We start from the raw sequence: 13608 nt of genomic DNA, 5'->3' as shown, positions 1-13608 counted from the left end.
ACAAGAACCGGATAGGAGGCGACGCCGGACAGGGCGAGCGGGCACAGGATCGCAAAGCTCCGATGGTCAAGGTCCAGGCGGCGTAGATCCGGCCATCGTGCGGTGAAGGACGGTGTTCTTGGCTGGGGAGATCCCGCCTTGGGCCTGAAAGGGCCACGCCGGGCGACGGGCGGAGCGGGACGTCAGCCGAGGCCGTAGTACCCGCAGTTGGAGCGGGGAAGGGCCGAACGAATGGAAGGGCGGGACGGCCCAGATCTCGGAAGCGTCATGCCACAGATGTCCAGTCAGCTGGAGCTCCCGTTCCCGGATAGGGGTGAAGCCCCGACAGGGGGCGGAGTGGGGAAACGCCGACGGCGACGAGGGAGAGCGAGCGCCCAGGCACGGGCGACCTGCTGGAGCGGATGCTGCTGCGTCCGAACCTGCTGGCCGCGCAGAAACGGGTACGGTCCAACCAGGGCAGTCCCGGCATCGACGGGATGACGGTGGGCGAGTTGGCCGACCACCTGCGGGCGAACTGGGACGCGATCCGGGAGCGCTGGCTGTCGGGCACCTGCCAGCCGTCGCCGGTGAAGGAGGCGCTCATCCCGAAAGGCAAGGGCGAGATGCGCCGGTTGGGCATCCCGACCGTGCTGGACCGTTTCATCCAGCAGGCCCTGCTTCAGGTCCTGCAGCCGCTGTTCGACCCGACCTTCTCGCGGCACGGTTTCTGAAGGCCGGGCTGCTATCCGGCGGGGTGGCGGTGGAACGGCACGAGGGCACGCCGCAGGGCGGGCCCTTGTCGCCGCTTCTGGCCAATGTGCTGCTGGACGAGGTGGACCGGGAACGGGAAGGCCGGGGCCACGCTTTCATCCGCTGCGCGGACGACTGCAACGTCCATGTGTGAAGCCGTCGGGCCGGGGAACGGGTGATGGGCTGGTTGCGGCGGCTGCTCACGGGACTCCATCTGAAGGTGAACGAGGCTAAGAGCGCGGTGGATCTGGCGACGCGTCGCAAGGTGCTGGGTTACAGCTTCTGGCTGGGACCCGGCGGTGGGGTGAAGCGCCGGGTGGCCAAGAAAGCCCAGGACAAGCTGAAGGAGCGGGTGCGTCACACGACGCGGCGCATTTGAACCGCCCGGTGCGGACCCGCAGGCCGGGTGGTGTGGCAGGGGATGCCGGGGATTCCCCGGCACCCCTATGCCGATTGGTCCTCCGCTCCCGCCTTTCTACCTTCCTGACCAGGTGGTCAATGACCAAGTGGTCAGGAAGGCATGCAAACCGATTCCAGCCATGGCAGACTGATGGAAGCGCCCGCCGGGGACGACGAGGCGGTGGGCACGCCGCTCTGGCGTTCCCTTGGCGTCGGCAAACAGGAGCAGGTGGTGCGCGCCGCCGTGGAGGAATTCGCCGCCCATGGCTTCGCGGCGGCTTCCATGAACACGCTGGTGCGGCGGGCGGGCATCAGCAAGGGCAGCCTCTTCACCTACTTCCGCAGCAAGGCCGGACTCTTCGAGGCGGTCATCCGCCTGGCCGCGGGCCGCATCCGGCAGGACCTGCGCCGCCTGCGCGACGAGAGCAGCGCCGAACCCTTCCCCCGCCGACTGGAGGCCCTGGTGCGGGCCGGCTTCGATTTTCTCGAGGCGAGGCCCCAGCTGGCGCGCATCTACTTCCGCCTGCTGCAGGGAGGACAGGCCCCGGGCGGCATCCTTCAGGTGGAGGCCCTGCGCCGACGCAGCCAGGTCTTCCTCGAGGAGTTGATCGCCCAGGGCCAGGAGCGGGGGGAGTTGCGGCGGGACCTGCCTGCCCCGCGCCTGGCTTTTCTCCTCAACCGCCAGCTCGAGTGCCTGCTCTGCGCCTGGCAGGAGGAGACGGAGGGTGGTGGGGCGGCGGATGCTTCCGCGGCGGATCTGGCCCGGCGGCGCGAGACCTGGATGGGGGATTTCCTGTCCCTCATGCTGGACGGCATGCGGGCGCGGCTGGATGGACGGGAGGGGGGCTGAAAATGAGTCCTGGCGCGGGGCGGATCCTGGTGCTTGACTTGGAGACGGAGCTGCCGGCCGCGGGGCTGGAGGCGCTGCAGCAGCAACTTGGGGCGGCCGGCCTGGCAGGTCGGCTGGTCGAGGCGGGCTGGTGCCGTCTGCTGCGCGTGCCCCTGCCCGCCGGGTCGCCCGAGCCCGCTCCAAGCGCCTGGCGCCTGGCCGGGGTGCGACGTGCCTTCGTCCAGGAGGACGGATCCCTCCTGGCCGCCCGCTCCTGGCGGGAGGCGGACAGCGTCATCGCGGCGCGCGGACACCGGTTGGGGGGCGGCGCCTGGCAGCTCATCGCCGGACCCTGCAGCGTGGAGGACCGCGTCCAGATGCGGGAGGTGGCCCATGCCGCGGCGGAGGCGGGGGCGGGCTGGCTGCGTGGCGGCGCCTTCAAGCCCCGCAGCAGCCCCTATCACTTCCAGGGGCTGGGCGCCCCCGCCCTGGAACTGCTGCGTGAAGCGGCGGACGAGCGCGGCCTGGCCGTCATCACGGAGCTGCTTGACCTGCGCGACCTGCCCCTGCTCGCCGCCTGCAGCGACGTGCTGCAGGTGGGCTCGCGCAATTCCCAGAATCTGCCGCTCCTGAAGGAGCTGGGTCGCTGCGGCCGGCCCGTCCTGCTCAAGCGCGGCTTCGGCTGCACCCTGGAGGAAACGGTGCTGGCGGCCGAGTACGTGCTGTGCCACGGCAATCCGCAGGTGGCCATCTGTGAGCGCGGCATCCGCAGCTTCGAGCCGGCCATGCGCTTCACCTTTGACCTGGGGGCGCTGCCCTGGCTGAAGCAGCACGTGCACCTGCCGGTGGTGGCCGATCCCTCCCACGCCACGGGCGACGCCCGCCTGGTGCCCGCCGTGGCCCGGGGCGCGCTGGCCGCCGGCGCCGACGGCATCATGGTGGAGATCCATCCCCGCCCCGACCGCTCGATCAGCGATCCCGACCAGGCCCTCTCGCTGGAGGCCTTCGGCCGCTTGGCCGCCGAACTGCGCGCCCTGGCCGCCGCCCTGGGACGAAGCGGCGGAGAAGGGTCCGCATGATGGGCTCCGACGGGTCGTGGCCGGGGCAGGCCCGGACAGCCTTGGCCGACCTGGGTCGGCGCCTCGCCCTGCTGCCGGTCGGCCCCTGCGAGTTGGCCGCTCCGCTGGCCGACCCCCCCTCGCCCTTCGCCTGGCTGGATTGTCTGCCCCGGCACGTGGCCCGCGCCCAGTTCGGTCGGGGGCGGCTGGGGCTGGATGCCGTCTGGCGGCGGGATGGAGCCGACCTGGAGCTGCTGGCCCAAGATGGACCCTTCCGCGCCCGCTGGTTCAGCCTGCCCTTCGACCTGGATGCGCCCGCCGCCGGAGAGTGGGCTCCCTTCGGTCGGGTGCGCTGCTGGACACCCCGCCTTGAGTGGCGCGCCGGACAGGGTCTGGTTCTGCGGCTGCTGAACGGAGCCGATCCCGGCGAGCGGGCTCATTGCCGGCGTCTGCTGGGAGGCCTGGCCCGCCGGGTGGCGCGGCCCGCCCCCCGGGACCCGGTCGGCGCCCCGCACTTCGCACCCGACGGGGGAGGACGTCCCGCCTGGCTGGCCCTGGCCCGGGAGGCGCTGGGGCGCATCGGGGACGAGGCCGATCCGCTCGACAAGCTGGTGCTGGCCCGCTGGCGCACGGCGCGCCTGCCGGCCCCCGCCACCAGTGCCACCCTGCTCGAGGCGGTCTCGCGGCGGGATCCCGCCGTCTGGCCCTACCTCCTCGCCTGGCCGGGCGGTGGCGAACTGCTGGGCGCCACCCCGGAATGGCTCTTCCGCCGGCGCCGTCGGCAGGTGGCCTGCCTGGCCCTGGCCGGCACGCGACGGCGCGGCGCCACGCCCGCCCTCGACCGCATCCTCGCCCGCGACCTACTGGCCAGTGGGAAGGACCGCCATGAGCAGGAGGTGGTGTCCGCCTGGTTGGCGGAAGCGCTGCGCCCCCTGCTGGCCGGACCGCCGCGGACGGGTCGGCCGCGCCTGCGCCGCCTCGCCACGCTGCAGCATATCGAGAGCCGCCTGGGCGGCCACCTGCGGCCGGAAGTGGACGATGCGGCCCTGCTCGCCGCCCTTCATCCCACGCCGGCCCTCTGCGGCCGTCCGCGGGGCGAGGCCCGCCGCTGGCTGCGGATCATGGAGGATGGGCGGGGCTTGTGCGGCGGCGTGCTGGGCATCCTTGAGGCAAGCGCCGCCGAGGCCCGGGTGGTGATCCGCTGCGCCCTGCGCAGCAAGCGGACGCTGCGGCTTTGGGCGGGGGCGGGACTGGTGGCCGGCAGTCGGCCCGAGGAGGAGTGGGAGGAGACCGGGTGGAAACTGGGCGCGCTGGTGGCCGCCTGGGGGGATGAATCGTGAACCGGCGGTGGGCGCATGCCATCGTGGAGGCCCTGCGGGCGGGTGGCGCGGACTGCTTCGTCACATCCCCGGGGGCGCGCAACCTGCCCCTGCTGGCCGTCCTGGCCGATCGGCCGGACATGACCATCCTGTCCTGCCTGGATGAGCGCGCCGCCGGCTACCTGGCCGTGGGCTGGATGCGCGGCCACGCCCTGCGCGGCGGCGGCCCGGCACCCGCCGTGGCTGTCTGCACATCGGGCACGGCTGTCCTCAACCTGCTGCCCGCCGTGGCCGAGGCCCGCGAGGCGGGGCTGCCCCTCGTCATCCTCAGTGCCGATCGTCCCCCCGCCGAGCACGGGCGCGGCGCCAACCAGACCATCGACCAGCTGGGTCCGCTCGCCCCCCTCCTCGCCGCCCAGCGGAACCTGCCCCTGCCTGCGGAGGCGGCCTGGGCGGGCCTCGCCGACCTGGTCGGCCAGGCGCTGGAGGAGGCGCTGGACGCGCCCGGGCCCCTTCAGCTCAATGTGCCCTTCCCCGAACCCCTGCTGGCAGGAGCGGCGCTGGACGACTCCATGCCGGTCCGCGCCACTTCCCCACGGCAGGTCTGGCCGCGGACCCCGCTGCCGGCCGCCGAACTGGCCTGGTGGCGGGAGGGACCGGCCCGCGTGGCGCGGGGACTGGTCTGGGCCTGCGACCTGCCTCGCCGCGAGGACCGTCTGGCCGCCCGCGCCCTGGCGGAGCATCTGGACTGGCCCCTGCTTGCCGACGCGGGCAGCGGCCTCTGCCGCCGCGTGGCGGTTGCCGCCCGTCCGCCTCTGTTGACGCAGGGCGAGGCGCTCTTGCCGGAATTGGCCAGGGCGGACTTCGTGATCCAGCTGGGCAAACGGCCCGTCTCGCGGAGCCTGGCGGCGGGCTTGGCCGGCCGGCCGGGGCTGGTGGTGGACGAGCATCCCGGCGTGCAGGACGCGGCGGGGGCGGGCTGGCGACGCTGGCGCCTGTCGCCCGCCGCCGGCGCGGCCTCCATCATGAGCGGACCGCCGGCGCAGGCCGACCAGGCCTGGTGGACCCGGCTGCGCCGGGCGGCCGCGGAGGCGGACCTGGCCCAGGCGCGGGCCCTGGCCGACCCCTCCTGGTCCGAGGCCCTGGTGGCCCGCCGCCTGGCCCTGGGCCTGCCCCCGGATTGGGGATTCTTCGTCGGCAACAGCCTGCCCGTGCGCCTGCTGGACCAGTGGAGGCCCGGCCTGGAGCACGATCTCGTCCTGGCCGCCAACCGCGGCTGCTCGGGCATCGACGGGCTGCTGGCCACGGCCCAGGGCTTCCAGGCGGGGCTGGCGCGCCCCGTCGTGGCGCTGCTGGGGGACCTCTCCCTCCTGCACGACCTGTCCAGCCTGGCCCTGCTGGCCCAGCGGCAGCCGCCCCTGCTCCTGGTCCTCCTCAACAACCAGGGCGGCGGCATCTTCCGTCTTCACCCCGCCAGCGGCCGGCTCCCCTGGTCCTGGGCGCCCCACGGCCTGGCGCTGGCTCCCGCGGCGGCGGGGCTGGGCCTGGAGGCCCGCCGCCTGGAGAACATCGCCCAGCTGGAGGAGGTCCTGGCGGATTTCCGCGCCGCGCCCCGCACCCTGGTGGTCGAGTGCGTGGTGGACGGGGCGGACCATGGGCGGCGGACGGCCCATGCCCGTCGGCGACCGCTGCCCGCCGTCCCCGCGGACACCACACGCGTCTGGCTGCACGGCTTCCTGGGCCACCCGGCGGACTGGTCGGCCCTGCGCGCGCACCTGCCTCCGGCGCGCCGCGAGCTGGCGCCCCTCCTGCCCGGCCATGGCGCGCGGCCGGCTTCCGTCCCCGCCGACCTGGCCGGCTGGGTCGCTTGGCTGCGCGAGGAAATGGCGGGGAGAGGACCCCTCGACCTGGTGGGCTATTCCCTGGGCGGACGCTTGGCCCTGCTGGCGGCGCTGGCCATGCCGGACCAGGTGGTCCGCCTGGTCCTGCTCGGGGCCAATCCCGGATTGGAGAGCGGGCGGGAAAGACAAACCCGCCGCGCGGGCGACGAGGCCTGGGCGGAGCGCCTGGAGCGGGAGGGCCTCGCCGCCTTCCTGCCGGCATGGTACGCCCAGCCGCTCTTCGCCTCGCTGCGCGAGCGGGCGCCGGCCGGGTGGGTGGAGCGTCGCCACGAGGGCCATGCCGCCAGCCTGGCGGCGGTGCTGCGGGCGGTCAGCCCCGCCCTCCAGGAGGACCTGTGGCCGCGGCTGGCCGAGCTGCCCATGCCCGTGCTTTGGGCGGCGGGGGAGCGGGATGAGCGCTATGGTGGCCTGATGAGGCGGGCGGCGGCCCGCACGGCGCGGGGCACTTTCGTCGAGGTGAAGGAGGCGGGCCACGCCATCCATCTGGATTCGCCGCAGGCCCTGGCGGCCGCCCTGATGGACTGGTGGGACGCGACGGGCAAGCCGCCCGGAGACATGTGAGGGGGAGGACCTGATGAGCGAGCGATGGAGCGCGGTGGGGGAATGGACGGACATCCGCTATGAGAAGGGTTTGCCCGGCGGCGATGCGGCGGGGGTGGCGAAGATCACCATCTGCCGGCCGGAGCGGCACAACGCCTTTCGGCCCCTGACCGTGGACGAGATGCGGCGGGCCCTCGACCTGGCCCGCGCGGATGCGGAGGTGGGCGTCGTGGTGCTGTGCGGAGAGGGCGATCGCGCCTTCTGCAGCGGCGGCGACCAGAAGATCCGCGGCGAGGCCGGCTACCGCGACGAGGAGGGGGTGGAACGCCTCAACGTGCTGGACCTGCAACGCGAGCTGCGCGTCTGCCCCAAGCCGGTGGTGGCAATGGTGGCGGGCTGGACCATCGGCGGCGGACATGTCCTGCACCTGGTCTGCGACCTGACCATCGCCGCCGACAATGCCCGCTTCGGCCAGACCGGGCCCAAGGTGGGCTCCTTCGACGGCGGCTACGGTTCCAGCTACCTGGCCCGGGTGGTGGGGCAGAAGAAGGCACGCGAGATCTGGTTCCTCTGCCGCCAGTACGACGCCCGGCAAGCGCTGGAGATGGGGCTGGTCAACGCCGTGGTCCCCCTCGAGCGCCTGGAGGAGGAGACCCTGCAGTGGTGCCGCGAGATGCTGGCCCACTCCCCCCTGGCCCTGCGCTGCCTCAAGGCCGCCCTCAACGCCGACTGCGACGGCCAGGCTGGTCTCCAGGAGCTGGCCGGCAACGCCACCCTGCTCTACTACATGACGGAGGAGGGCCAGGAGGGCCGCAACGCCTGGGTGGAGAAGCGCCCCCCGGACTTCGGCCGCTTCCCGCGCCGTCCTTAGTTTTCCCGGAGCAGCGGCAGCGCGGTCGCGGATGTGGGGCGCGGCCTAGGACCGATCGCGCAAGTCCCAACCTTGGCCCGCCCACAACTCGACAGGAGGATCCATGAAGGTGAGCCTGATCGCCTGGTGGCTGGCCGCCCGTCCCAAGACCCTGTGGGCGGCAGTGGCCCCCGTGCTGATGGGCACGGCCCTGGCCCGGCACGAGGGCGGCTTCCATCCGCCGGCGGCGCTGGCGGCGCTGGTCTGCGCCCTGCTCATCCAGGTGGGGACCAACCTGGCCAACGACTACTTCGACGCCCGCCGCGGCGCCGACACGGAGCGCCGGCTGGGTCCCCGCCGCGGTCTGCACAGCGGGGCGATCAGCGCCATCCAGGTGCGCCGCGCCTTCCTCCTCTGTTTCGCCCTGGCCATCCTCCTGGGCGCCTACCTGCTGGCGCGGGGCGGCTGGCCCATCCTGCTGATCGGCCTGAGCAGCGTCGGCCTGGGCCTGCTCTACACGGCCGGACCACTGCCCCTGGCCTACCTGGGTCTTGCCGACATCTTCGCCTTCCTCTACTTCGGACCGGTGGCGGTGGCGGGCACCACCTACGTGCAAACCCTGGCCTGGTCGCCGGCCGCCCTGTGGGGCGGTGTGGCGGCGGGCTGTTTCTCGGTGGCCATCCTCTCGGTCAACAATTTCCGCGACTGGGCGGAGGACCGGCGCAGTGGCAAGCGGACCCTGGCCGTGCGTTTCGGCCCCGCCCTCGTCCGCGCCGAGTACCGCCTGGCCCTGCTGGGGGCGGCCCTGGTCCCGCTGTGGATGATCCACCGCCTGGACCAGCCCGGCGCCCTGATGGCCACGACCCTGCTCTGCCTGGCCATGCTTCCCCTGCTCTGGCGCGCCATGGCCGGCGAACCGGGCGAGGACGAAGCCTTCGGCGGGACGATGAACCGGCTGCTGGGGTTGACCGGCCGCCTGGAACTGCTCTACGCCGTCCTCTTCGCCGCCGCCTACCTGCTGTGAGCCGGTCATGGACATGAGGCTGGGCTGGCGGGAGGTGGACTGGCCCCTGCGGGCGCCGCTGACGACAGGGGCGTCCGCCACCCGGCGCGAGGTGCTGGAGTTGCGCCTGGCCTCGCCCCGCGGCGAGGGTTGGGGCGAGGCCGCCCCCCTGCCCGGACTTCATCGGGAGGGGCGGAGCGAGGTGGTGGCCGCCCTGCCCGCGTTGGCCGCCATCCTGGCGTCCCTGGCGCTGGAGGATCCCTTCCCCCGCCTCCTGCGCCGGCTGGAGGAGGCGATGCGTCGGGCCGAGCTGCCGCCCAGCCTGGTGTGGGCCGCCGGCTGGGCCCTGGGCGAGATGGTGGGTTGGGCGGAGACTCTTCCCCGCACGGCGCCTGACAGCGCCGGGCTGCTGGCAGGTGATCCGGAGGAGTGGGCCGCTCTGGCCCAGGACCAGCCTGGCACTGCTTGCTGGAAGGTCAAGGTGGGGCGCCATGCCTGGGAGCGCGAGACGCGCGGCCTGCTTGCCCTGCGCCGGGCCCGGCCCGCCGCCGCACTGCGCCTGGACGCCAACCGCGCCTTCGCCCTGGAGGAGGGGCTCGCTTTCCAGCGCGCCTGTCCCGGCTTGGCCCCGGACTGGATCGAGGAGCCGCTGGCCGCGACGGCCGACCTGGCTCGCTGGCGAAGGGCGGGCGGTTGGCCCCTGGCCTTGGATGAAAGCCTCGGCGCGGCGGAGCTGGACGGAGGGGAGGAGAGGGCGGCGGCGGCCTGGGTGCTGAAGCCGCAGCGGCTGGGCCTGGCCGCCGTACTGGACCGCCTGGCCGCGGCGCCGGAGGGCCGGCCCGCCTGCATCATCAGCTCCTGCTTCGAGAGTCCGTTGGGATTGGCCGCGTTGTCCCGGCTGGCGGCCCTGGCGCCGGGCGGACCCGCGCCGGGTTTGGGCACGGCGGCCTGGCTGGGCGACCCGCCCCGCCTGGGGGATTGGCATGACGTGGGGAGGCCGGCATGACTCCGGCGGCAAGCCATCAGCGGGAGCCCGGTCCGGGTCCGCTGCACCTGCTTGCGGGGAGACCGGGCGCACCCTGGCTGACAGCTCCCGGGCAGGTCGGGTTGACCCGCGACGAGGCGGCCCGCCGCGTGCGCGCGGAGGCGGAGGGGTTGCGCCGCGCCGGGTTGCGGCCGGGCGATCGGGCGGGCTGGTGGCCGACGCCGGAGGCGGAGTCCATCCTGGCGGCCCTGGCCCTGCTCGAGGCGGGGGCCGAACTGCTTCTCCTGCCCCGGCGGGAGGAGCTGCGCACCCTTGCCCTCGAGGCCCGCCGGCTGGAACTGCGGCTGGCCGTCGCGCCGCCCCTCGTGGCGGAGGGCCTGCCCTGCCCCGCCTGGCGGCCGGGCCACCCCCTCGCCCCGGCCGGGACGGGCGCCCCGGCCGGCCGGCCCCGGCGCGTGGTCCTGCGCAGCTCGGGCAGCCAGGGCGCCCCCCGCTGGATCTGCCATCCCCTGGAGAACCTGCTCATCGGTGCACGGGCGGTGGCCCGCCATCTGCGCCTCTCGCCTGTCGACCAATGGGCGCTCAGCCTGCCCCTCGACCACGTGGGCGGCTTCGCCATCCTGCTGCGCTCGCTGGTGGCGGGCTGCCGCCTGCGCCTGCCAGTCGCGGACACGGCCCCCGCCCCGTCGGCGCCCGGCGATACGCTCCTGTCCCTGGTTCCCACCCAGTTGCGGGATCTGCTGACGCTGGGACCGCCCACGCCCGGCCTGCGCGCCGTGCTGCTGGGCGGGGCGCCCTTGTCCGCCGCCCTGCGCCGGGAGGCCTTCCAGGCCGGCTGGCCGCTGATCAGCAGCTACGGGGCCACCGAGAGCGGCGCCGCCCTGTGCGCATCTCCCCCGGGAGGAGACGAGGAGGACGCGGCGGGCTGCGGACACTCCCTGCCGCCCCACCGGCTGCGGCTGGACAGTGAAGGGCGGATCGAGCTGGCCAGCCCCTGCCTTTTCGAGGCGCGGCTGGACGCGGCGGGCCGCCCCCGGGAGCGTCGCGAGGCGTGGTGGCGCAGCGGCGACCTGGGCCGCTGGCGGAGGGGATCGCTGGTGATCCTCGGGCGGGTCGACCGCCTGATCAATTCGGGCGGGGAGAAGATCCGTCCCGAGGAGGTGGAGGAGGCCCTGCTGGCGCTGCCCGGCCTTTGCCGCGTCGCCGTGGTGCCCGTCTTCGACGAGCGCTTCGGCCAGCGCCCCGTCGCCTTCGTCGACTGGGGGGCCAATCCAACGCGGGACTTGCCCTGGGTGCGCGACCGCCTGGCGGGACTTGCCCGCCACAAGCATCCGGTCCGCCTCTGGCCCTGGCCGATGGAGGAGAAGGGCTTGAAGCCCAACCTCGCCCGCCTGGTGGCAAGGGCTGCCATCCTTTGGGAGGAGGGCTGAGGTCCGCTGGCGGCACGTCGGCTGCCCGGAGGTCTTGCGCGTCGCCCATGCCCGCCGGCGAGCCATCGGGCGGCAACCAGCTCCCGGCGGATCACGGGAAGCCGTCCACCCGTCAGACCGCCTTGTGCAGCAGCTCCCGCACATGGGAGTGCAGCTCGTGCAGATCAAAAGGCTTCTGGAGCAGGCGGGCGTCGGCCTGCAGCTCCCCGTGGCGGCGGATCGCCTCCTCCGAGTAGCCGGAGAGGAAGAGCACGGGCATGTCCGGCCGCAGCTGGCGCAGTTGGCTGACGAACTCCACCCCCCCCATCTCCGGCATCACCACATCGCTGACGACCAGATTGATCTCCGCCCCCAGACGCCGCGCCAGTTCCAGCGCCATGCGGCCGTTGCCAGCCTCGTGGACCGTGTAACCCTGGCGCTTGAGGCTGTCCACCGTCATGCGACGCACGGCCGGCTCGTCCTCCACCACAAGCAGGGTCTCGCTGCCGCCCGGAATCTCCCGCTGGCACTTCTCCCGCTCCTCGACGGGAACACTGTGCTGGCGGGGCAGCAGGATGCGGAAAGTCGTGCCCTCGCCCAGGGCGCTGCGGACCTGGACATGGCCCTCGCTCTGGTGGATGATGCCGTAGACCGTGGCCAGGCCCAGTCCCGTGCCCACCCCCTCCGGCTTGGTGGTGAAGAAGGGTTCGAAAATGTGCTCGACCACATCGGGGGGCATGCCGCAGCCCGTGTCGGAGATCTCGATGACGAGGTAGTCCCCGGGCGACACCCCGCTCCCCGGATCCAGGTCTTCCGCCGTCTCGTTGCAGGTGCGGATGGTCAGGCGGCCGCCTTTCTCCATGGCATCCCGCGCGTTGACGGCGAGGTTGACGATGACCTGTTCCAACTGGGCGGGATCCACCCTGACCGTCCAGGCCGCCGGATGCAGTTCGCAGCCCAGCTCGATCGTCTCGCCGATGATGCGGCGCAGCATGCGGTCCATGTCGTGCAGCGTGTCGTTGGCGTTGAGCAGGCGCGGCTGGATCACCTGCTTGCGGCTGAAGGCGAGCAGTTGGCGCGTCAGGTTGGCGGCCCGCCCCGACGTGGTGCGGATCTCGCGCAGCTCGATACGGGCGGGGTTGTCCTCCCCCAGCTGCATCATGGCCAGCTCGCAATTGCCCGAGATGACGGTGAGCAGGTTGTTGAAGTCATGGGCCACGCCTCCGGCCAGATGGCCGATCGCCTCCATTTTTTGCGCCTGGCGCAGCTGCTCGCGCGTCTGCTGATGCTCCGTGATGTCGCTGAGGATCCCCATCACGCCCTCGAAGCCGCCACTCTCGTTGCGCCGCACGGTGGCGCTGAGCAGGCAGCAGATCTCGCGCCCGTGGCGGTTGAAGAAGTTGACCTCGCGGCGGCGGATCGCCCCCTCGGCCCGCAGGACCTCCTCCAGTTGGAGGAGCTTGTCGCGGTTCTGGCCCAGGCGGCTGATGGGCTGGAAGAGCACCTCGGCGCGCTGGTAGCCGAAGATGGCCAGGGCGGCGGGGTTGGCCTCCACCAGTTTGCTGTGGCGATCCAGGATGAAGACGCCGTCCAGGGAGCTTTGGAAGAGCTCGCGGTAGCGCGCCTCGCCCCGGCGTCCCTTCCTGCGCAGGGTGAAGAGGTACCAGGTGAGCAAGGCGGTCAGGAGGCTGAAGAGGTGGCCCAGCCAGGGCAGCAGGTCCTCGAAGGGGCTGGCCAGGGCCTGCAGGTAGGCCCGGGTCGGGACCATCTGGAAGGTCCAGCCGGGATCGATGATCGTCACCGGCAACTGGGCCGGTCGGATCCCCTCCGGCAGCACGCGGTCACGGTGCACTTCGTAGGCCACCTGGCGCGTGTCGGTGATGAGCGAGATGTTGTAGCGCCGGCGCAGGTTGTCCTCCGGCAGGCAGGCGTCCAGCAGACGCTCCACCCGGAAGACGCCGTTCACCACGCCCACCGTACGCCCTGCAGCGTTGGTGTTGCGATAGTAACAGGCGAAGCCGCGACCGCCCTGGAGCAGGGTGATGATGCCCGTGCGATGCGGTCCGCCGTCCTCGATCGCGCGGGAAAGGGCGAGCGGCACGCCCGGGTCGGGATGCTGGGCCAGGGAGCGTCCGAGGGCCCCCTCATTGCCCCGCAGCGGGACGACGAGGCGGATGATGCCGTGGGCATCGATCCAGTTGACAGCCTGGAAATCAGGGAACTGGCTGATCAGTCCCTCCGCCCGCAGACGGAAAATGGCGGTGTCGGCCGCCTGATCGTCCAGGGTGGTCAGGAGGCGCAGGCCCTCCAGGCGGGTCCGCACGCCTTCCTCGATGCGCAGCACGACCTGCTCGGCCGTGATGCGCGTGGCCATGGCATGGCTCTCCCGCCGGTGTTGCACCAGAATGAAGTTGTAGCTTTGCACCACCAACTGGACGAACCCGGCAGCCACCAGGGCCAGTAGCAGCCTGCGCAAACGGAAGGTCCATTCAGCATCTAGCTTCATCCCAACTCCTGCTTGGACAGGTGTATGAATGCATATCGGCCGAAGGGGACCCGCGATTTACTTCCTTGTCCCCGCCGCCC

9 protein-coding genes and 1 pseudogene are annotated in these 13608 nt (G+C 72.9%); 9 read left to right on the top strand and 1 reads right to left on the bottom strand.

Features of this window, described 5'->3' with window-relative positions; translation table 11 throughout:
* Positions 1-401: 401 nt before the first annotated feature.
* From Q8O14_01475 to Q8O14_01435, 9 genes and pseudogenes are all read left to right on the top strand, one after another.
* Positions 402-1102 (top strand): annotated as a pseudogene (locus tag Q8O14_01475) (reverse transcriptase domain-containing protein).
* Positions 1103-1249: 147 nt separating this feature from the next.
* Positions 1250-1978 carry a TetR/AcrR family transcriptional regulator gene (locus Q8O14_01470; GenBank protein MDP2359411.1) on the top strand — a complete coding sequence of 243 codons (729 nt, stop codon included), beginning with the start codon at positions 1250-1252 and terminating at the stop codon, positions 1976-1978.
* Between the two features lie 2 nt (positions 1979-1980).
* The gene (aroF, locus tag Q8O14_01465) at positions 1981-3036 is read left to right on the top strand and encodes a 3-deoxy-7-phosphoheptulonate synthase (protein MDP2359410.1); all 1056 of its coding nucleotides are present in this window, start codon (positions 1981-1983) and stop codon (positions 3034-3036) included.
* Positions 3033-4355, top strand: a complete 1323-nt coding sequence (locus Q8O14_01460) for a chorismate-binding protein (GenBank protein ID MDP2359409.1) — start codon at positions 3033-3035, stop codon at positions 4353-4355. The genes aroF and Q8O14_01460 overlap by 4 nt, the downstream gene beginning before the upstream one ends.
* Positions 4352-6796 (top strand): 2-succinyl-5-enolpyruvyl-6-hydroxy-3-cyclohexene-1-carboxylic-acid synthase, encoded by a 2445-nt coding sequence (gene menD / locus Q8O14_01455; GenBank protein ID MDP2359408.1) that lies wholly within the window; start codon positions 4352-4354, stop codon positions 6794-6796. Before Q8O14_01460 ends, menD begins: the two co-directional genes overlap by 4 nt.
* A gap of 13 nt (positions 6797-6809) precedes the next feature.
* The gene (gene menB / locus Q8O14_01450; protein MDP2359407.1) at positions 6810-7646 is read left to right on the top strand and encodes a 1,4-dihydroxy-2-naphthoyl-CoA synthase; all 837 of its coding nucleotides are present in this window, start codon (positions 6810-6812) and stop codon (positions 7644-7646) included.
* Positions 7647-7749: 103 nt separating this feature from the next.
* The gene (locus Q8O14_01445; GenBank protein ID MDP2359406.1) at positions 7750-8649 is read left to right on the top strand and encodes a 1,4-dihydroxy-2-naphthoate polyprenyltransferase; all 900 of its coding nucleotides are present in this window, start codon (positions 7750-7752) and stop codon (positions 8647-8649) included.
* Between the two features lie 7 nt (positions 8650-8656).
* A complete protein-coding gene (menC, locus tag Q8O14_01440; GenBank protein MDP2359405.1) occupies positions 8657-9634 on the top strand; it encodes an o-succinylbenzoate synthase in 978 nt (325 codons plus the stop codon).
* Positions 9631-11043, top strand: coding sequence for an AMP-binding protein (locus tag Q8O14_01435; protein ID MDP2359404.1), 1413 nt, complete (start codon positions 9631-9633; stop codon positions 11041-11043). The genes menC and Q8O14_01435 overlap by 4 nt, the downstream gene beginning before the upstream one ends.
* 112 nt (positions 11044-11155) lie before the next feature.
* Here the strand turns inward: Q8O14_01435 and Q8O14_01430 are convergent, their stop codons facing one another.
* Positions 11156-13528, bottom strand: a complete 2373-nt coding sequence (locus Q8O14_01430; GenBank protein ID MDP2359403.1) for a PAS domain S-box protein — start codon at positions 13526-13528, stop codon at positions 11156-11158.
* Positions 13529-13608: the final 80 nt, after the last annotated feature.

The organism is bacterium, from assembly GCA_030685015.1.
Classification (GTDB): domain Bacteria; phylum CAIWAD01; class CAIWAD01; order CAIWAD01; family CAIWAD01; genus CAIWAD01.
Note: the sequence above shows the minus strand (reverse complement) of the source record. Positions and strands in the feature narration are given on the sequence as shown.

Coding starts and splice junctions, on each gene's coding strand:
- Q8O14_01470 (MDP2359411.1), top strand. CDS start 1,250: ATGCAAACCGATTCCAGCCATGGCAGACTGATGGAAGCGCCCGCCGGG.
- aroF (MDP2359410.1), top strand. CDS start 1,981: ATGAGTCCTGGCGCGGGGCGGATCCTGGTGCTTGACTTGGAGACGGAG.
- Q8O14_01460 (MDP2359409.1), top strand. CDS start 3,033: ATGATGGGCTCCGACGGGTCGTGGCCGGGGCAGGCCCGGACAGCCTTG.
- menB (MDP2359407.1), top strand. CDS start 6,810: ATGAGCGAGCGATGGAGCGCGGTGGGGGAATGGACGGACATCCGCTAT.
- Q8O14_01445 (MDP2359406.1), top strand. CDS start 7,750: ATGAAGGTGAGCCTGATCGCCTGGTGGCTGGCCGCCCGTCCCAAGACC.
- menC (MDP2359405.1), top strand. CDS start 8,657: ATGGACATGAGGCTGGGCTGGCGGGAGGTGGACTGGCCCCTGCGGGCG.
- Q8O14_01435 (MDP2359404.1), top strand. CDS start 9,631: ATGACTCCGGCGGCAAGCCATCAGCGGGAGCCCGGTCCGGGTCCGCTG.
- Q8O14_01430 (MDP2359403.1), bottom strand. CDS start 13,528: ATGAAGCTAGATGCTGAATGGACCTTCCGTTTGCGCAGGCTGCTACTG.